The 18,553-nt window shown below is 70.2% G+C and carries 19 protein-coding genes; 15 read left to right on the top strand and 4 right to left on the bottom strand.

Features of this window, described 5'->3' with window-relative positions:
• Positions 1-8: 8 nt before the first annotated feature.
• Positions 9-794 (bottom strand): IclR family transcriptional regulator, encoded by a 786-nt coding sequence (locus AB0M67_RS33025; protein WP_365751246.1) that lies wholly within the window; start codon positions 792-794, stop codon positions 9-11.
• 169 nt (positions 795-963) lie between these two features.
• Here AB0M67_RS33025 and AB0M67_RS33020 point away from each other — a divergent pair, with 169 nt between their 5' ends.
• From AB0M67_RS33020 to AB0M67_RS33005, 4 genes are all read left to right on the top strand, one after another.
• Positions 964-2,340: an extracellular solute-binding protein gene (locus tag AB0M67_RS33020; RefSeq protein ID WP_365751245.1), complete on the top strand. Its 1,377-nt coding sequence runs from the start codon at positions 964-966 to the stop codon at positions 2,338-2,340.
• Positions 2,337-3,257: a sugar ABC transporter permease gene (locus tag AB0M67_RS33015; protein ID WP_365751244.1), complete on the top strand. Its 921-nt coding sequence runs from the start codon at positions 2,337-2,339 to the stop codon at positions 3,255-3,257. The genes AB0M67_RS33020 and AB0M67_RS33015 overlap by 4 nt, the downstream gene beginning before the upstream one ends.
• Positions 3,254-4,150, top strand: coding sequence for a carbohydrate ABC transporter permease (locus tag AB0M67_RS33010; protein WP_365751242.1), 897 nt, complete (start codon positions 3,254-3,256; stop codon positions 4,148-4,150). Before AB0M67_RS33015 ends, AB0M67_RS33010 begins: the two co-directional genes overlap by 4 nt.
• A gap of 153 nt (positions 4,151-4,303) precedes the next feature.
• Positions 4,304-4,867 carry a GNAT family N-acetyltransferase gene (locus AB0M67_RS33005; RefSeq protein WP_365751241.1) on the top strand — a complete coding sequence of 188 codons (564 nt, stop codon included), beginning with the start codon at positions 4,304-4,306 and terminating at the stop codon, positions 4,865-4,867.
• 67 nt (positions 4,868-4,934) lie between these two features.
• Here AB0M67_RS33005 and AB0M67_RS33000 read toward each other — a convergent pair whose 3' ends face one another.
• Complete coding sequence (locus tag AB0M67_RS33000; RefSeq protein ID WP_365751240.1) at positions 4,935-5,585, bottom strand: glycerophosphodiester phosphodiesterase family protein; 651 nt, start codon at positions 5,583-5,585, stop codon at positions 4,935-4,937.
• A 302-nt stretch (positions 5,586-5,887) separates the two neighbouring features.
• On the opposite strand from AB0M67_RS33000, the gene AB0M67_RS32995 reads away from it, so the two are divergent.
• The 5 genes from AB0M67_RS32995 to AB0M67_RS32975 all read left to right on the top strand — a co-directional run bounded on the left by AB0M67_RS32995 (position 5,888) and on the right by AB0M67_RS32975 (position 10,551).
• A complete protein-coding gene (locus tag AB0M67_RS32995) occupies positions 5,888-7,294 on the top strand; it encodes a DUF6421 family protein (protein WP_365751239.1) in 1,407 nt (468 codons plus the stop codon).
• Between the two features lie 26 nt (positions 7,295-7,320).
• Positions 7,321-8,082, top strand: a complete 762-nt coding sequence (locus AB0M67_RS32990) for an SDR family NAD(P)-dependent oxidoreductase (protein WP_365751238.1) — start codon at positions 7,321-7,323, stop codon at positions 8,080-8,082.
• Entirely contained in the window at positions 8,061-9,149 is a 1,089-nt protein-coding gene (locus AB0M67_RS32985) for a low specificity L-threonine aldolase (RefSeq protein ID WP_365751237.1), read from the top strand. Before AB0M67_RS32990 ends, AB0M67_RS32985 begins: the two co-directional genes overlap by 22 nt.
• Positions 9,150-9,224: 75 nt before the next feature.
• The gene (locus tag AB0M67_RS32980; RefSeq protein WP_365751236.1) at positions 9,225-9,824 is read left to right on the top strand and encodes a transglutaminase domain-containing protein; all 600 of its coding nucleotides are present in this window, start codon (positions 9,225-9,227) and stop codon (positions 9,822-9,824) included.
• A gap of 34 nt (positions 9,825-9,858) precedes the next feature.
• Positions 9,859-10,551 carry a phenylalanine--tRNA ligase beta subunit-related protein gene (locus tag AB0M67_RS32975; protein WP_365751235.1) on the top strand — a complete coding sequence of 231 codons (693 nt, stop codon included), beginning with the start codon at positions 9,859-9,861 and terminating at the stop codon, positions 10,549-10,551.
• Positions 10,552-10,681: 130 nt separating this feature from the next.
• Here the strand turns inward: AB0M67_RS32975 and AB0M67_RS32970 are convergent, their stop codons facing one another.
• Entirely contained in the window at positions 10,682-11,410 is a 729-nt protein-coding gene (locus AB0M67_RS32970) for a lysophospholipid acyltransferase family protein (protein ID WP_365751234.1), read from the bottom strand.
• A gap of 410 nt (positions 11,411-11,820) precedes the next feature.
• On the opposite strand from AB0M67_RS32970, the gene AB0M67_RS32965 reads away from it, so the two are divergent.
• The 5 genes from AB0M67_RS32965 (at position 11,821) to AB0M67_RS32945 (ending at position 16,299) form a co-directional block, all read left to right on the top strand.
• The gene (locus tag AB0M67_RS32965) at positions 11,821-12,147 is read left to right on the top strand and encodes a thioredoxin family protein (RefSeq protein WP_365751233.1); all 327 of its coding nucleotides are present in this window, start codon (positions 11,821-11,823) and stop codon (positions 12,145-12,147) included.
• A 195-nt stretch (positions 12,148-12,342) separates the two neighbouring features.
• Positions 12,343-12,849 carry a flavin reductase family protein gene (locus tag AB0M67_RS32960; protein ID WP_365751232.1) on the top strand — a complete coding sequence of 169 codons (507 nt, stop codon included), beginning with the start codon at positions 12,343-12,345 and terminating at the stop codon, positions 12,847-12,849.
• Positions 12,850-13,048: 199 nt separating this feature from the next.
• On the top strand, positions 13,049-13,843 hold the full coding sequence (locus AB0M67_RS32955) for an electron transfer flavoprotein subunit beta/FixA family protein (protein ID WP_365751231.1): 795 nt from the start codon (positions 13,049-13,051) through the stop codon (positions 13,841-13,843).
• 54 nt (positions 13,844-13,897) lie between these two features.
• A complete protein-coding gene (locus AB0M67_RS32950) occupies positions 13,898-14,860 on the top strand; it encodes an electron transfer flavoprotein subunit alpha/FixB family protein (RefSeq protein WP_365751230.1) in 963 nt (320 codons plus the stop codon).
• A 140-nt stretch (positions 14,861-15,000) separates the two neighbouring features.
• Positions 15,001-16,299: an aldolase/citrate lyase family protein gene (locus AB0M67_RS32945; RefSeq protein WP_365751229.1), complete on the top strand. Its 1,299-nt coding sequence runs from the start codon at positions 15,001-15,003 to the stop codon at positions 16,297-16,299.
• 25 nt (positions 16,300-16,324) lie between these two features.
• Here the strand turns inward: AB0M67_RS32945 and AB0M67_RS32940 are convergent, their stop codons facing one another.
• Positions 16,325-17,368 carry a LacI family DNA-binding transcriptional regulator gene (locus tag AB0M67_RS32940; protein ID WP_365751228.1) on the bottom strand — a complete coding sequence of 348 codons (1,044 nt, stop codon included), beginning with the start codon at positions 17,366-17,368 and terminating at the stop codon, positions 16,325-16,327.
• A 212-nt stretch (positions 17,369-17,580) separates the two neighbouring features.
• Between AB0M67_RS32940 and AB0M67_RS32935 the strand changes: the two genes are divergently transcribed.
• Positions 17,581-18,546: an ROK family protein gene (locus tag AB0M67_RS32935; RefSeq protein ID WP_365751227.1), complete on the top strand. Its 966-nt coding sequence runs from the start codon at positions 17,581-17,583 to the stop codon at positions 18,544-18,546.
• Positions 18,547-18,553: the final 7 nt, after the last annotated feature.

Genomic DNA, 18,553 nt, shown 5'->3' with positions numbered 1-18,553 from the left:
GAACGGCCTCAGTGCTGCCCGAGCCGTTTGAGCAGAGTCCGCAGTGAGTGGGCCGCCTCGGTGACCGCGAGGGCGATCTCCTCGGCGCGGGCGTCGTCCATCCGGCTCTTGGGCGCCGAGCAGCTGATCGCGTCGCCGCCGCCGCGGCCGGTGCCGAGCGCCACGGCCACACACCGGATGTCCGGCGAGTTCTCCCCGTCATCCATCGCCCAGCCGCGCAGCCGCGCCTCGGACAGCTGGCCCAGCAGCTCGTCAGGGTCGGTCACCGTGTCCGGAGTGAGGCTTTCCAGCGGCCAGTTGAGCCGCATCCTGACCTCGGCCGCGTCATAGAGGGAGAGCATCGCCTTGCCCAGCGCCGTGGTGTGCGCGGGCAGTCGGCGGCCCACCGCCGAGTACATCCGCAGGGCATGCCGGGACTCACGTTTGGCCAGGTAGACGACGTCCGTACCATCGAGCCTGCCCAGGTGTACCGACTCGCCCGTCTCCTCGGCCAGCGTGTCGAGCACCGGGCCCGCGAGGCTCGCGACATCGTCGCCCTCCAGATAGGCCGTACCCGTCAGCAGGGCCTTGAGGCCGAGGCTGTAGCGGGTGCCCGACGGATCCAGATCCACCCAGCGGCGCGCCTCCATCGTGCGCAGGATCGCGTGCAGACTGCTCTTGGGCACGGCCATCGTGCCGGCGAGCTCGGCGAGCGAGAGCCGGGCGCCCTCCGCGCCCAGCAGTTCGAGCACTTCAAGCACCCGAGCCGCGGACTTGACCTCTTCGGGCTTACGACCCCGCGCTGCTGCTGCCACCGATTCCACGGAACCTCCGCTTCTCGCGCCGGCGCCCCTCGGCGAACCGGTCGGCACGAATCTCGACGTGCGTCTTGACGCTATATCACCCCAACCATAAGTTCAGTCACTCCAACGCCATTCGGCCTTCTGAACGGTTGATCCCTAGGTAGGGGCCATGCGTATACCTATGTCGAGGAATGTCCGGCTCGGGGCGGTCGCCATCGCCACGGCGCTCTCGCTCACCACTCTCTCCGCCTGCGGCGGCTCCTCCGACTCCGGAGGGAAGTCCACCTCGCTGGAGATGTGGACCTTCAAGCAGTCCCATGTCGGCGCGTTGCGCAACGCCGCCGCCGAGTTCAAGAAGCAGACGGGTATCTCGGTCACGGTCGAGGCCTACACACCCGACGACGCCTACACCACCAAGGTGCAGAGCGCGGCGAAGACCGGCGATCTGCCGGATGTGCTGGAAGTGCACTCCGACGGCGAGGACCGGGTCTTCGGCGCGGCCGGGATCGTCTCCGACCTCGCCGGTGACTTCACCGGCGACTGGGCCGGCCGTATCCAGGAGCCCGTGCGGGAGTCCGGGCTCGTCACCGACCAGCGGTTCAAGGACTCGCTGCCGGAGACCGCCAAGGACCACGGCATCGAGAAGGGCGCCCGCTACAGCGTGCCGCTCACCGTGGGCACCTTCGGGATCGTCTACGCCAACAAGAAGATGCTCGCCGAGGCGGGCATCACCGAGCCCCCGGCCGACTGGGCGGGCTTCCTGGACGCGCTGAGGACGACCACCGCCAAGAACCCGAAGACCGGCGGTCTATCGCTAGGCCTCAAGGTCCAGGCCACCGGTCTGACCTGGGTCCTCCAGCCGCTGGCCTTCAGCCAGCTCGGACAGCAGGGATACGAGAGCCTCTTCGGCAAGGACCCGGCAGCAGACTTCGGCTCGCCCAACGGCGTCAAGGTGCTGAGCATGTACGACCAGCTCACCCCGTACTGGATGCCGGGCACCCAGTCCCTCACCATCGACCAGGCCGACCAGGCCTTCGCACAGGGCAAGTCGGCCTTCAACGTCGGCGGCACCTTCACCCTCGCCTTCCTCAAGCAGAACGGGATGAACCCCGACGACGTGTTCGCGTTCGGACTGCCCTCGCCGAAGGACGGCGCCGTCCCCGACCGCGCGCTCGGCCCGCTCGCGCTGACCAGCCTCAGCGTCGCCGCCACCAGCGAGCAGCCCGACAACGCCAAGAAGTGGCTGGAGTTCCTGTCCGGCAAGGACGTCGCCGCGCGCTTCGCCAAGGACGCCTCCGACGTCCCGGCCACCGAACTCGGCGCCGACTCCGCCGCCGTACTCGGCCCGGCGCTCTCCGCCATGGTCGACAGCTTCAAGGGCACCGAGCAGAACACCTACGACCCCAGTCGCGGCAACGAGTTCCGCGCACCGGGCTACGAGCAGGACGACGCGGGCACCATCCTCGCCGACCTCACCCCGCTGGGGCAGCAGACCGTCGCGCAGACGGCGAAGAAGCTGCGCGAACTCAACGCCTCCTACTGGGCGGCGGCGCGGTGACGACGGCTCCCCGCCGGCGCATCCGTCCGTACGAGACGCTCACCGGATACCTCTTCGTCGGCCCGGCGGTGGTCCTGTTCTGTGTGATGGGTCTGTACACCGTCGGATACGGCTTCGCGTTGAGCTTCGCCACCTGGAACGGCTTCGCCCCGAACTGGACCTGGGTCGGACTCGACAACTACGCCGATCTGCTCTGGCGCAGCCCGGTCTACGCCCCGCGGGTACGGCACGCGGCGGTCAACACCCTCTGGGTGATGATCGCCGCACCCGCCCTCACCGTCGCGGTCTCCTTTCCGCTGGCCGTGCTGCTCAACCAGGTCAAGCGGTTCCGGTCGGTGCTGCGCTCGGTGTACTTCCTGCCCTATGTGACCAGCGGGATCGCGGTCTTCTTCGCCTGGCAGTACATCCTCCAGCCGGACGGCGCGATCAACTTCCTCCTCGACGGTCTGGGGCTCGGCTCCCTCCAGCAGCCGCAGGGCTGGCTCGGCAATCCGGCCACCGCCATGCCCACCATGATCGTGGTGACGGTCTGGGGCCATGTTCCGGTCGCGATGCTGATGTATCTGACCGGTCTGCAAGGGATCGACCGCAGTGTGCTGGAGGCCGCCGAGCTGGACGGCGCCGGCTGGTGGCGTACCAACGCCTCGGTGGTCTGGCCGCTGGTGCGGCCGATCACCGCCATCGTCCTGCTGCTCAATCTGCGTGAATCGCTCCAGGGCTTCCAGACCTTCCTGGTGATGACGAACGGCGGGCCCGGTGACCACACCAATGTGCTGGGCCTGGAGGCGTACCGCCTGGCGTTCCTCAAGAATCTCGCGCCCACCCTGGGGCTCGCCAGTGCGCTCGGCTGGATCCTGTTCGCCGTCGCGCTGGTCCTCGCCCTGATCAATCTGCGAGCGCTGCGGAGCAGAACATGACCTCGCTCACCATGAAGGCCCGTCCCGGCCGGCCCGACGAGACGAGCCGGCCCGACGAGAGCCGGGCGCGCACCCGCCGGCTCGTCGCCCGTACCGTCGTCGGCGTACTCCTCGGCCTCTACGGACTCGTCAGCGTCTATCCGTTCCTCTGGATGGTGTCCGCCGCTTTCAAGGACCAGGTCGAGGTCGTGCGCGGCGGACATCTGATCCCGGACAATCCGACGTTCGACACACTCGTCGACACCTGGAACAAGCTGCACTTCTTCGACTTCTTCCTGAACAGCCTGCTGGTCACGGCCTATACGGTGGTGCTGACGCTGGTGATCTACGCGGCTGCGGGCTATGCCTTCGCCGTACTGCGCTTCCCCGGCCGGGGAGCCCTGCAGAAGCTCTTCGTCTCGCTGCTGTTCGTGCCCGGCATCACGGTCATGCTGCCGATCGTGCTGCTGGAGAACAAACTGGGCATTCTCGGGACGCACTTCGGACTGGTGCTGCCCTTCGTCAACGGCGGCGCCCCGCTCTCGGTGCTGCTGATGACGGGCGCCTTCCTGGCCGTCCCCAGTGAGCTGCGCGACTCCGCGCGCGTCGACGGGGCGAGCGAGCTGCGGATCTTCACCAGTGTCTATCTGCCGCTGGCCAGACCCGCGTTGATCACTGTCGCGCTGCTGACGGCGATCCCGACCTGGAACGAGTTCCTGCTCACCCGGGTCTCCCTGAACGATCCGTCCACGTACACCCTGCCACTGGGACTCCAGTACCTCTCCGCGGAGAACGTGCCGCACTACAACAACCTGATGGCGGGCGCGCTCATCGTGGTCATCCCGGTGATCCTGCTCTTCCTCAGCCTCCAGCGGTACTTCGTCAACGGACTGGTCGGGGCGGTGAAGGGCTGATCGGAGAAGATCCGCAGGGCAGGCTCCGGTCTCCGCGGCCCCTCGGGTTAGGCTGCGGGGACCTCCGGCGGCCCAGGCCATGGCCAGGACGAGCCGTGCCAGGACAAGCTGTGCCAGGACAAGCTGTAGCCAGGACAGAGGAGATCGCGCACCATGGACGCCGCCAGCCACCCCAACGTCCCGCCCCTGACCGGCGAACTGGTCTACCGGGACGCCACGGCGGCCGATACCGACGCGATCGTCGCCCTCATAGAGTCGGCGTACCGGGGCGACAGCAGCCGTACGGGCTGGACCACCGAGGCGGACATCCTGGCGGGGCAGCGGACCGACCCGCGAGGGGTGCTCGATGTCATCGAGTCACCCGGCAGCCGACTGCTGGCCGTCGAGCGGGACGGCGAACTGGTCGCCTGCTGCCAGCTCGAACACCGCGGGGACGTCGCCTACTTCGGAATGTTCGCCGTATCGCCCGGTACGCAGGGCTCCGGCCTCGGCAAGCAGGTCATGGCGGTGGCGGAACGCGTCGCGGGGGAGACCTGGGGCGTAGGGGAGATGCAGATGACCGTGATCACGGTCCGGGAGGAACTGATCGCCTGGTACGAGCGGCGCGGCTACCGCCGTACGGGAAAGCTGTACCCCTTCCCGTACGGCGACGAGCGCTTCGGTATCCCGCAGCGGGACGACCTGGAGTTCGAACTGCTGGTGAAGCGGCTCGGCTGAGGCGCCGGTACGGGCCCGGAGACCGTGGGCCGGCGAGCGGTGCGGCCTCAGCGGAGCCCGGCGCGGGTCAGGCGATGAACCGGCCCGTGCGCCGGATCTCCGGGAAGTCGGTGGTCACCGCCCCCAGCTGGAGCGCCCGCGCCAGGCGCAGCTGATCCGGGGTGTTCACCACCCAGCCGATGATCCCCAGCCCCTCCGCGTGCGCGCGCTCCACGACCTCCAGGGTCACTCTCCGGATGTTCAGGGCCAGCCTGGCGGCGCCCACCGCCCTGGCCCGGTCCACCACGTCGGCGCCCCAGCGGCCGGCGATCAGTACGGTACGCACGCCGGGCACCAGTGAGGCGATCTCGGCGACCGCCTCGTCATGGAACGACGACACCTCGACGCGCCCCACGAGCCCCCGCCGGAGCATCACCTCCGCCAGCGCGCGGGCCGCGGCCCTGTCCTTGATCTCCGCCTGGAGCGGCGACCGTACGGCGTCCAGCACCTCCTCGAAGACCGGGACGCGCTCGCCCCGCCCCGCGTCCAGCTCCCGCAGCTCGGCGAGAGTCCGGTCGGCGATCGCACCCGTTCCGTCGGTCGTACGGTCCACGTCCGTGTCATGCATGACGGCGAGCGCGCCGTCCTTGGTCAGATGGAGATCCAGTTCGATGGCGTCCATGCCCGCGCGTTCGGCATGCAGAAAGGAGCGCAGGGTGTTCTCCGGTTCGACACCCATCACTCCACGATGACCGATGGTCTGGAAAGTCAAGATGAGACCTCGCTTCCGTCGACGGCGGCTCCCGCGCGCAGCCTAATGGCCAGGCCCCCGACTGGGACCCGGCCGCGCGTCAAGGAGTCCGGAGGCCGGCTGAAGCCCGCGGCGCTACGCTGGTTACGAGTGTCCTACCCCTGGATCACAGGAAAAATAGCGGTGACCATGGGGGGTGCGCAGGATAATTTATGCCAGTGCCGCTTGTAAGGGAGAACTGAAGGCCTATACGGTGTCTTGACGCCAAGTTCTCCCGTGGAGGAAGTGACATGACGGAAATTCTTGCGCAGGACGCCGCCGTACCCGGCATATCGAGCGCTGCCCAGGTGGTCGATCACCCGGCCTGGCGGGAGCTCAAGAAATCCGTCGAGGAGATCAGGCCCTGGCAGTCCAAGGACGGCTCGATCGACTTCGACGCCGAGGGCGCCCCGGCGCGCTCGCTCGTCGAGGTGACGGTCGACCGCGTGATCGCCGCGGTCGAGCAGCTCTCCCCGCTCCTCCCGCACGATGCCGCGTACCATCTGGCGCTCCTCGCCGACCTGCGCAAATGGGCCGACAGCGCCTTCGACGTCCCCGACTTCCTGGACTCCCTGCTGGCCTTCCAGCCCGCCGCGGACCGGGTGGACGGCCTCCAGCACCTCGCCGTCTTCCCCATGTACACGCAGAACGGCAACCCCGACCGCAATCTCGAAGCGGTCGTACTGCGCATGGTCTGGCCCGAGTGGCTCGCCGAACTGGAGCGCACGCGCTACGACAATCCGCTCTTCTGCGGCATCACCTTCGAGGACTTCACCTCCGGCTACGACACCAACTCCGCGGTGTTCTTCCCCGAGACCATCGCCGTGCGCGAGGCTCCGGAGCGGTTCAGCTGGGGCGGGATCTTCTGCGACCGCGAGGCCGCCCGCTTCCGCCGGGTCATCGACGCGGCCGTCCGTACGCTCGGTGTCGAACTGCCCGACGACATCAGCGCGATGGTCGCCGACCAGGACCGCTGCCAGCAGGCGTTCGTGCTCTGGGACATGATCCACGACCGCACGCACAGCCATGGCGACCTGCCGTTCGACCCCTTCATGATCAAGCAGCGCCAGCCGTTCTGGATGTACGGCCTGGAGGAACTGCGCTGCGACCTCACCGCGTTCCGGGAGGCCGTACGGCTGGAGGCGGACGGAGTCGCGCAGGGCCGTGACGTCCAGTACGCCGTCCTCTTCGACCGGATGTTCCGCTTCCCGGTCACCGGCGCACGGGTACGCAACTACGACGGACTCGGCGGCCAGCTCCTCTTCGCCTATCTCCACCAGCACGATGTGGTGCGCTGGACGGACAACACCCTGCGCATCGACTGGGAGCGGGCCCCACAGGTCACCAACCAGCTCTGTGCGGAGATCGAGGACCTGTACCGGGCCGGCATCGACCGCCCCAAGCTGGTCCACTGGTTCGCCGCGTACGAACTGGTCTCGACGTATCTCGCCCCGCACCCGGGCTCCCGCTGGGCCAAGGGTCCCGACGCCCTGGATCTCACCCAGCCGCCTCGTAAGCTGGTCGACGACGTGCTGCCGGACGAGTTTCCGCTCAGCATGTTCTACGAGGCGCTTTCCAAGAAGCTCAAGAACGTGATCGCCTCGACCAAGGGGATCCGGGCCAACGACGCCAACGACACCGGGCGAGCCGCCGCGTGAGCGCTCACGAACGAGAGGCGACGCCCATGAACGGAAGCGGTGCCATGAACGGCGCACTGGACGGAGCCGTGGTCGCGGTGGCCGGAGCGGCGGGCCCCGCGGGCCGGGCCGCCCTGCTGCGGCTCGCGGAGGCCGGCGCCACGGTCGTCGGCGCGGACGCGGACGCCACCCGGCTGGCCGAGGCGGTCGACGCCGCACGGTACGCACACGGCGGAGCCACGGTCACCGGCGACACCGTCGATCTGCTCGACCTCGCCGCCACCCGCGCGTGGGCGGACAAGACCGAGAAGGAGTTCGGCCGGATCGACGGACTGGTCCATCTCGTCGGCGGCTGGCGCGGCAGCGCCTCCTTCGCCGAGACCGATCTCGCCGACTGGGACGTGCTGGAGAAGCTGCTGATCCGTACCGTCCAGCACACGTCCCTCGCCTTCCACGACGGGCTGCTGCGCAGCGACCGCGGACGCTACGTGCTGGTCAGCGCGGCGGGCGCGGCCAAGCCCACGGCGGGCAACGCCGCCTACGTCGCCGCCAAGGCCGCCGCCGAGGCCTGGACGCTGGCCCTCGGCGATGCCTTCCGCAAGGCGGGGGGTGAGGAGGGCCCCCGGGCCGCGGCTGCCATTCTGGTCATCAAGGCACTGGTGCACGACGCGATGCGCGCCGAGCGCCCGAATGCGAAGTTCGCGGGCTTCACGGACGTCACGGACCTGGCCGAGGCCATCGTCGGAGTCTGGGACCGGCCCGCCCGGGAAGTGAATGGAAACCGCCTGTGGCTGACCCCCGAGCCGTGAGGTCCCGTACGACGGACGCGCGCCGGCACCACGACCCCGACGTACGCGGCTTCGCCAGCGACAACTACGCGGGCGCGCACCCCGAGGTCCTGGCGGCGCTCGCCGTCGCCAACGGCGGCCATCAGATCTCCTATGGAGAGGACGACTACACCGGTCATCTCCAGCGCGTCATGCACAGCCACTTCGGCCCGACGGCGGAGGCCTTCCCGGTCTTCAACGGCACCGGCGCCAATGTGGTCGCGCTCCAGGCGCTCACCGACCGGTGGGGCGCGGTCATCTGCGCCGAGACCGCGCATATCCACGTGGACGAGGGCGGCGCCCCCGAGCGGGTCGCCGGCCTCAAGCTGCTGACCGTACCGACCCCGGACGGCAAGCTCACGCCCGAGCTGATCGACCGGCAGGCGTACGGCTGGGACGACGAGCACCGGGCCATGCCGCAGGTCGTGTCGATCGCCCAGAACACCGAACTGGGCACGGTCTACACGCCCGACGAGATCCGCGCCATCTGCGCGCACGCCCACGAGCGGGGTATGAAGGTCCATCTCGACGGGGCCCGGATATCCAACGCCGCCGCGTCGCTGGACGTCCCGATGCGGACGTTCACCAACACCGTCGGTGTGGACATCCTCTCCTACGGCGGCACGAAGAACGGCATGCTCTTCGGCGAGGCCGTGGTCGTCCTCGATCCGGACGCCACGCGGGCCATGAAGCATCTGCGCAAGCTCTCCATGCAGCTCGCGTCCAAGATGCGGTTCGTATCGGTGCAGTTGGAGGCGCTCCTCGCGGGCGACCTGTGGCTGCGCAACGCCCGGCACAGCAACGCGATGGCCCAGCGGCTCGCGGAGGGCGTGCGCGCGGTGGACGGAGTGGAGATCCTCCACCCGGTCCAGGCCAACGCCGTCTTCGCGCGGCTGCCGCACGAGGTCAGCGTCCGCCTCCAGCGCCGGTTCCGGTTCTACTTCTGGGACGAGAAGGCCGGGGACGTCCGCTGGATGTGCTCCTTCGACACGACGGAGGACGACGTCGACGCCTTCGTGCAGGCGCTCAAGGAAGAGATGGCGCGGTAGCCGGTTTCCGCATAGATATGTGACCGGCCGGAAATCCATTGGATTCCGGCCGGTCCTGTCCTTAGGGTGGCCGCTATGCGGCTCATCCAGCAGAACCCCGATCTCTCCGCCTACCTGGCGGCCGATGAGGTCATCGACCATGGTCATCCGCTGATACAGGGGACGGCCGCCCGGCTCCGTGTCGACGGCGGGGACGCATACTCATACGCGAGGGCCGCGTACGAGTTCGTCCGTGACAGCGTTCCGCACTCGGCCGACGCGGAGGATCCGCGGGTCACCTGGCGCGCCTCGGACGTCCTCGCGCTGCGTACCGGCATCTGTTACGCGAAGGCCCATGCCCTGGCCGCGCTGTTGCGCGCGGAGTCCATCCCGACGGCCCTGTGCTACCAGCGGCTCGCCGATGACGACGGGTCCCACGCGGTCATTCACGGGCTGGTCGCGGTCCGGCTGCCCGGCCGCGAGTCCTGGGCCCGGCAGGATCCGCGCGGCAACAAGCCGGGGGTCGACGCCCAGTTCTCGCTGGAGGGCGAGCGGCTGGCCTGGACCGTCCGCCCTGAGTGCAGTGAGATAGACTACCCAGTGCTTTATGATGCACCGCATCCGGTCGTGCTGAGCGCGCTGAGAGCCGCCCCCGACCGGCGCCGCCTCTGGCGGACGCTTCCCACCGCCCTCTGACCGCCACTCCGAAAGTACCGAGGCACAGCAGACCATGACCCTGACGCTCACCGTGTCGGACGAGGTGCGTACCCTCGCGCCCGGCTTCACCCATCTCGCCGTCGAGGCCCACGGGCTGGTCAACGGCCCCAGCAACGCGGACAGTTCCGCCCTGCTGGACGACGCGGCCCGTAGGCTCGCCGGCCGGCTGGACGGCCGCGCCCCGCACGAGGACGCCCATCTGGCCGCCTGGCGCGCGGCGTACACCGCCTTCGGGGCCAAGCCCTCCCGTACCCGCAACTCCGCCGAGGCGCTTGCCAAGCGCGCCCTGTCCGACGCCGGGCTGCCGCGGATCAATCTGCTGGTCGACCTCTACAACGCCATCAGCGTCGCCCATCTGATCCCCGTGGGCGGCGAGGACACCGACCGGATCGTCGGCGGCATGCGGCTCGTGCGCGCCACGGGGGAGGAGCCGTTCGCGACGGTCGCCGGCGGTGAGACGACGGTGGAGTGTCCCGAGCCGGGCGAGGTCGTCTGGTGCGACGACGAAGGTGTCACCTGCCGGCGGTGGAACTGGCGTCAGGGCGTGCGTACCCGGCTCACCGAGGAGTCCGTGAACGCGGTCTTCCTGCTGGAGAGCCTGGCCCCCATGACCCGCGACGCGCTCGACGCGGCGGGCGCCGAACTCGCCGAGTCGCTGGAGAAGCTGAGCCCCGGGGCGCGGATCACGGTCCACGCGGCGCGCTGACCCGTCCGGCCGCGCTCCGGGCCTGACCCTGACCGGAACGCGGACCCCGGCCGGGGCCGGGCCGTTCCGGTCAGGAGAGACGTTCCGGTGAGGAGAGACGTTTCAGCGTACGGTTCGGCGTGCCCCCGGCTCAGCCGGCCTCCGCCGTACGGGCCTCCGCCGGGGTGGGCGCGGTCCCGCCGAGGTGCGCGGGCACCCACCAGGTGTCGGCCGCGTCCCTGGGGCGCACCGGATAGGCGCGCTGCGCGGCCTCCAGCATCTCCTGCACCCGCTCGCGCAGTCGCCGGGTGATCGCTCCCGCGTACTGGTCCGCCGCCGCCTCGATCTGCTCTCCGACCCGGATCGTCACCGGGATATGGCTGCGCTTGAAGTTGCGCGGCCGGCCCTTGGTCCACATCCGCTGGGTGCCCCACAGCGCCATCGGGATCAGCGGAACCCCGGCCTCCTGCGCCAGCCGGGCCGCGCCCGACTTGAAGCTCTTGAGCGTGAAGGACTGCGAGATGGTCGCCTCGGGGAAGACCCCGACGATCTCGCCGGAGCGCAGCGAGTCCAGCGCGTGCGCGTATGCCTGCTCGCCCTGCTTGCGGTCCACCGGGATGTGCTTCATGCCACGCATGAGGGGGCCGGAGACCTTGTGCCGGAAGACCGACTCCTTCGCCATGAAACGCACCAGACGCTTCTGCGGGAGCGCCGCGAGCCCCGTGAAGATGAAGTCCAGATAGCTGATGTGGTTACTGACGAGCACGGCGCCACCGGTGCGCGGGATGTGCTCGGAACCCTGAGTGTCGATCTTCAGGTCCAGCGCCTTGAACATCGTGCGGGCGGCGCCGATGACCGGTCGATAGACGAGCTCTGCCATCAGGTGAGGACCCTTCTGTTCCGGGGAGGGTTCTCCCGGCGGAAGTTACGCAGCCGTAGGTTTTCGGCATTGCGCCGATGGTGCCCCATACGCGGCCCCGTGGCCAGTCCTGGTCTGTGCGTCCGGCGAGATTCTCGTCACGTCGGCGTCATATCGCCGCAGCACAGCCGTGGTGTGCCGGACCGACAGGCGCCTCGCGCGCCCCGGTGCCCGGGCCTCCGGCGTCGATGTCGATCACCGGCGATCTCCCGTACCGGCCGTGCGGGGGCACGGAATATTTCGCGGTCGCGTGAACGCTGCACCCGGCGATGAGGGCGGGATACGGGCGACAGAGCTCGTGGCGCGGGTGGCGGTGTCCGTGAAGGCGGGCGCCCCGGAGTGCCGCGCGGACGCGGCGAAGGGAAGCTGAGATGCCGGGGAACGACGGCGGGAAGCGGCTCGGCGCCGCCGAGTTGGGCGCCGAACTGGGGGAGCGGGCCACGCTCGTCCAGTTCTCCACCGCGTTCTGCCAGCCGTGCCGGGCCACCCGGCGCACCCTCGCCGAAGTGGCGGGGATGGTCGAGGGGGTCTCCCATGTGGAGCTGGACGCCGAGCAACGGCTGGAGCTGGTGCGCGAGCTGGGCATCCTCAGGACCCCCACGGTGCTGGTGCTCGACGCCGGGGGCCGCATCGTACGGAGAGCGGCCGGCCAACCCCGCACCGTGGATGTGATCGCCGCGCTGGGCGAGGCGGTGTGACGGCGGGAGGTGGCGCGGGTGCGGGGGATACGTACTTGACTGCGCCCGCCACCTATCGTCACGCTGACGAGGTGCCCCAAGAACTCCTTCTCTACGGGCGGGCCGATGTGGACCTGGCCCGCAACGCGAGCGCGCGCTGTCCGGCTGTCTGAGCAGCCACGGCCCCGTTCGTCACTCCCGAAGAAGGACAACTCCATGACGGCCACGCCCGATCTGTCCACTCCCCAACTGGCCTCTCCCGATCTGCTCCGCTCCGTGTTCCGGCAGCACGCGGCGGGTGTCGCGGTCATCACGGCACAGGGGGAGGGGCCGGTCGGATTCACCGCCACCTCCCTCAACTCGGCTGCCGCCGAGCCCCCGTTGATCTCCTTCGGCGTGGGCACCTCCTCCTCCAGCTGGCCGGTCCTCGCCGAGACCGCCCATATCGGTGTGCACATACTCGGCGAGCACCAGAAGGAGCTGGCGGCGACGTTCGCGCGCAGCGGAGCCGACCGGTTCGGGCCGCCCACGTCCTGGCGGACCGGGCCCGAGGGGGTGCCCGTCCTCGACGGCGTACTGGCCTGGCTGGTCTGCCGCGTGATCGCCCGGGTACCCGCCGGGGACCACCGGCTGGTGATCGCCCAGGCCGTCGTCGGCGACCCCGCGGGCGGCGGCCGGCCGCTCCTCTACCACCAGGGGCGGTTCAACGCGCTGCGCGACTGAGGGTTCCCCGCTCCGGCTCTCCCGCCGCGTTGGAAAGGTCACAGTTCCAAGCGCTTGCTCAGTGGGAATACTCTGGGTGTACTGACGAGTAATATTTACTCCGGTGCGCCGGTCTCCCCGACCGGAAACCGCCCGATAAGGCGCCTATGCTGCGTGCAACAAGGCAGCCCAGAAATGACGATGCAGTAGGAGAGCCGGCGTGAGCTTGAGGATCGTTGTCTGTGTGAAGTACGTGCCCGACGCCACCGGCGACCGGCACTTCGCCGATGACCTGACCGTCGACCGGGACGACGTGGACGGTCTGCTGTCGGAGCTCGACGAGTACGCGGTCGAGCAGGCACTGCAGATCGCCGGGGACTTCGACGGAGACGGCGACGCCGAGATCACCGTGCTGACCGTCGGCCCCGAGGACGCCAAGGACGCGCTGCGCAAGGCGCTCTCCATGGGCGCGGACAAGGCCGTCCATGTCGAGGACGACGACCTGCACGGCACGGACGTTCTCGGCACCTCCCTGGTCCTCGCCAAGGCCATCGAGAAGACCGGTTACGACCTGGTCATCTGCGGTATGGCCTCCACCGACGGCACGATGGGCGTGCTGCCCGCGATCCTCGCCGAGCGGCTGGGCGTCCCGCAGGTCACGCTGCTCTCCGAGGTCGCGGTCGAGGACGGACTCGTCAAGGGCCGCCGGGACGGCGACACCGCGTCCGAGCAGCTGGAGGCGTCGCTTCCGGCGGTCGTGTCGGTGACGGACCAGTCGGGCGAGGCGCGTTACCCGTCCTTCAAGGGCATCATGGCCGCGAAGAAGAAGCCGGTGCAGTCCTGGGACCTGGAGGACCTGGAGATCGACGCGGACGAGGTCGGTCTCGAAGGCGCCTGGACCGCGGTCGACTCGGCGGCGGAGCGTCCGGCCCGTACGGCGGGCACGATCGTCAAGGACGAGGGCGAGGGCGGCAAGCAGCTGGCCGCCTTCCTCGCGGGCCAGAAGTTCATCTGAGCCCCACCCGCAGACCGCCCCCTCATCTTTCGCGAGCAGGAGAGAAGAAGTCCCATGGCTGAAGTTCTCGTCTATGTCGACCACGTGGACGGTGCCGTCCGCAAGCCCACCCTGGAGCTGCTGACGCTGGCCCGCCGGCTCGGCGAGCCCGTCGCCGTCGCGCTCGGCCCCGGTGCCGGGAGCACCGCCCCCGCGCTCGCCGAGCACGGCGCCGTGAAGGTGCTCACCGCCGACGCCGCCGAGTTCGCCGACTACCTCGTCGTACCGAAGGTCGACGCGCTCCAGGCCGCCTACGACGCCGTCTCGCCGGCCGCGGTGCTGCTCCCGTCCTCCGCCGAGGCAAAGGAGATCGCCGCCAGGCTCGCGGTCCGTATCGGCTCCGGGATCATCACCGACGCCATCGACCTGGAGGCCGGTGACCAGGGGCCGGTGGCGTCGCAGTCGGTGTTCGCCGCCGCGTTCACCACCAGGACCCGTGTCTCCAAGGGCACCCCGGTCATCACCGTGAAGCCCAACTCGGCCCCGGTCGAGGCCGCTCCGGCCGCGGGCGCCGTCGAGGCCCTGGCCGTGTCCTTCTCCGAGAAGGCCACCGGCACGAAGGTCGTCTCCCGTACCCCGCGCGAGTCGACGGGGCGCCCGGAGCTGACCGAGGCCGCGATCGTGGTCTCCGGCGGTCGTGGTGTCAACGGAGCCGAGAACTTCGCGATCATCGAGGCGCTCGCCGACTCCCTCGGCGCTGCCGTCGGCGCCTCCCGCGCCGCCGTCGACGCCGGCTGGTACCCGCACTCCAGCCAGGTCGGCCAGACCGGCAAGTCCGTCTCGCCGCAGCTGTACATCGCCTCCGGCATCTCGGGCGCCATCCAGCACCGCGCCGGTATGCAGACGTCCAAGACGATCGTGGCGATCAACAAGGACGCCGAGGCGCCGATCTTCGACCTCGTCGACTACGGCGTCGTCGGCGACCTCTTCGAGGTCGTCCCCCAGCTCACCGACGAGGTCAAGATCCGCAAGGGCTGACCCGCCGATGCCCTATGGACCCGGGGCCGCGTGGTGATCCTCACCGCGTGGCCCCGCGTCGTTGACGTGGCACGAGCCTGCCGATTAACTTCTTTCAACGAATTGTTGATTCCGCAGAGCGGAAAATTGGAGGGCCGGCAATGGGGCAGCAGGAGAAGGTGGCCACGAGTCTCCCGGACGCGGTCGGCGCGGCCGTCGGTGCCTCCCTCGCGCCGGTCGACGCGGAGCTGGCCCGCCGCTACCCCGGCGACCCCGGCACCCGCCGGCCCGTCCACACCGTCTACGTACCCGGTGACGCCTTCGCCGCCGGCACCGTCCGCTCCTGGGGCGACCAGGCGCTCGCCGCCCTCGACGAACACGCCCCGGACGCCGCCTCGCTGGCGCGCGTACTCGGTCTCTCCGATGAGCTGGCCGGACCGGTGTACGAGCGCGTACGGGACAAGCTGAGCCGCGAGCCCGTCGAAGACCTGCGCATCGACTTCGAGGACGGCTACGGCCCCCGCCCGGGCCACGAGGAGGACGAGGACGCCGCCCGCGCCGCCCGGCTGGTCCACGAGGCGTACCGGAACGGCACCGCCGCCCCGTACATGGGCATCCGGATGAAGTGCCTCGAAGCCGCCGTACGCGACCGGGCGATCAGGACCCTCGACATCTTCCTGAGCGGACTGATGGAGGCGGGCGGCCTCCCGGAGGGGCTGGTCCTGACGCTTCCCAAGGTCACCTACGCCGAGCAGGTCGCCGCGATGGCGCGGCTGGCCGGGGAGTTCGAGAAGGCGCGCGGCCTGGAGCCGGGCCGGATCGGGTTCGAGATCCAGATCGAGACCAGCCAGTCGATCCTCGCCGCGGACGGCACCGCCACCGTGGCCCGGATGATCGACGCGGCCGGTGGCCGGGCCACCGGGCTGCACTACGGCACCTTCGACTACAGCGCCTGCGTCGGGGTCAGCGCCGCGTACCAGTCCAGCGACCACCCGGCCGCCGACTACGCCAAGGCCGTGATGCAGGTCGCCGCCGCGGGCACCGGCGTACGGGTCTGCGACGGCTCCACCAATGTCCTGCCGGTCGGGCCCACCGCACAGGTCCACGAGGCGTGGCGGCTGCACTACGGCCTCACGAGGCGTGCGCTCGCCCGCGCCTACTACCAGGGCTGGGACATGCACCCGGGCCAGCTGCCGACCCGCTACGCCGCCGTGTACGCCTTCTACCGCGAGGGCCTGGAGCCGGCCGCGGCCCGGCTCGCCGCCTATGCCGCCAGGGCGGGCGGCGATGTGATGGACGAGCCCGCCACCGCCAAGGCGCTCAGCGGTTATCTGCTGGGTGGACTCGACTGCGGCGCCCTCGACAGCGACGAGGTCACCGGGCTCACCGGCCTGACCCGCGCGGATCTGGAGAGCTTCGCGATCCCGCGTCGCGCGGACCTGACGGTGACGGCTCCGTAGCGGAGCCGCCGTCGCCCCCGCGCCGCTACCCCTGGGGCGGCGGTGGGATCTCTCCCGACCCGCGGGCGATCAGCCGGGTCGGCAGCACCACCTGGGACGGGGCGTCGACCGCCCCGTCGAGCCGGTGGAAGAGCCGTTCGGCCGCCGTACGGCCCAGGGTCGCCGCGTCCTGCGCGATGACCGTGACGCCCGGGTCCAGCAGATCGGCCAGTTCGATGTCGTCGAAACCGACCAGGGCGACCGGCCGGTCGTGCGCGGCCAGTACCCGTACCACCGTCACCGTCACGCGGTTGTTGCCCGTGAAGATCGCGGTGACCGGCTCCGGCCCCGCGAGCATCGCGACGACGGCGTCACGCACCCGGTTCGGCGCGGTCGTGCCGAGCGAGACCCAGTCGTCGTGCGGGGCGAGCCCCGCGTCCGCCATCGCCGTGCGATAGCCGCGCAGCCGTTCGCTCGCCGTGTGGATCCGGGGCTGGTCGCCGATGAAGCCGATCCTGCGATGACCGTGCGCGATCAGATGGGCGACCCCGGAGCGGGCGCCGCCGAAGCTGTCGGACAGTACGGCGTCCGCGTCGATCCGGCCGGCCGGGCGGTCCACGAAGACCGTCGCCACCCCGGCCTTGATCTCCGGCTCCAGATAGCGGTGGTCGTGCCCGGCGGGGATCACGATCAGCCCGTCCACCCGGCGTGCGCAGAGGGCGAGCACCAACTCCTGCTCGCGGTCCGGGTCCTCCGCGCTCGATCCATTGATCAGCAGCGCGCCGTGGGCGCGGGCGACCTCCTCCACGGCGCGGTTCAGCGGCCCGTAGAAGGGATCGGCGAGATCCTCCAGCACCAGCCCGATGCTCGCGGTCCTGCCCTTGCGCAGCACGCGCGCCGAGTCGTTGCGGCGGAAGCCGAGCGCGTCGATGGACTCCTGGACCCGGCGCTCGGTGTCGGGTGTGACACCCGGCTCCCCATTGACCACCCGGGAGACCGTCTTGAGCCCTACTCCGGCACGTGCGGCCACATCCTTCATCGTGGGCCTGTTGCCGTAACGGGGCTCGGGGCGGCGGGTGTTGTCGGCCACAGTGCGCTGTCCTGTCGTCGTTGCGTCGTTGCGTCGGTGTTTCGGTGTTCATTCGCCGGTCGCTTTGCCGTGGGTTTGCCTGCCACGGTTGTGGCGTCGAGCATAGGCCCTGGACAACGTTGTCAGGGGAATGGAGACTGTTCATCGAAGCCACTGTTCCGTCCATCCCCGGTATACGCGGGGACACCTCATCGCCGGGAGATCCCACACCGATGCATACCGACCCCGTTGCCTCACTCGACATCGGCGGCACCAAGATCGCCGGCGCGTTGGTGGACGGCAACGGCAGGATCCTCGTACGGGCACAACGTCCCACACCCGCGCGGGAGGACGGCGAGACGGTGATGCGCGCTGTCGAGGCGGTCCTCGCCGAGGTGTCCGCGTCCCCGCTCTGGGGGTCGGCCACGGCGATAGGTATCGGCAGCGCGGGCCCCGTGGACGCCTCGGCCGGCACGGTCAGCCCGGTCAACGTCGCGGGCTGGCGCGGGTTTCCGCTGGTGGAGCGGGTACGGGCCGCCACGGGCGGGCTGCCGGTGACGCTCGTCGGCGACGGTGTCGCCATCACCGCCGCGGAACACTGGCAGGGCGCCGCGCGCGGCTATGACAACGCGCTGTGCATGGTGGTCTCCACGGGGGTCGGCGGTGGGCTCGTGCTGAACGGGAAGCTCCACCCGGGGCCCTCCGGCAACGCCGGTCACATCGGCCACATCTGTGTGGACCTGGACGGTGATCTCTGCCCGTGCGGCGCCCGCGGCTGTGTGGAACGTATCGCCAGCGGCCCCAATATCGCCCGCAGAGCGCTGGAGGGCGGCTGGCGGCCGGGACCCGACGGTGACACCTCCGCGGCTGCCGTGGCCGCAGCGGCGCGGGCCGGGCATCCGGTCGCCATCGCCTCGTTCGAGCGGGCCGCCCAAGCGCTGGCCGCCGGGATCGCCGCGACCGCCACACTGGTCGAGATCCGTATCGCGGTCATCGGCGGCGGAGTGGCGAACGCGGGCGAGGTGCTCTTCGCACCGCTGCGCCGCTCGCTCCAGGACTACGCCTCGCTCTCCTTCGTCCAGGGCATCAAGATCGCCCCGGCGTTGACCGGGCGGGACGCGGGCCTCGTCGGCGCGGCGGCGGCCGCGGCGGCGCTCGGCGGACGGGACGGCACGACGGCGGCGGCGGTCGGCGGCTGAGCGCCGG

The organism is Streptomyces sp. NPDC051662 (assembly GCF_040681655.1).
Lineage (GTDB): Bacteria > Actinomycetota > Actinomycetes > Streptomycetales > Streptomycetaceae > Streptomyces.
The sequence above is the reverse complement of the archived record's forward strand: the minus strand, read 5'-3'. Positions and strand labels throughout refer to the sequence as shown.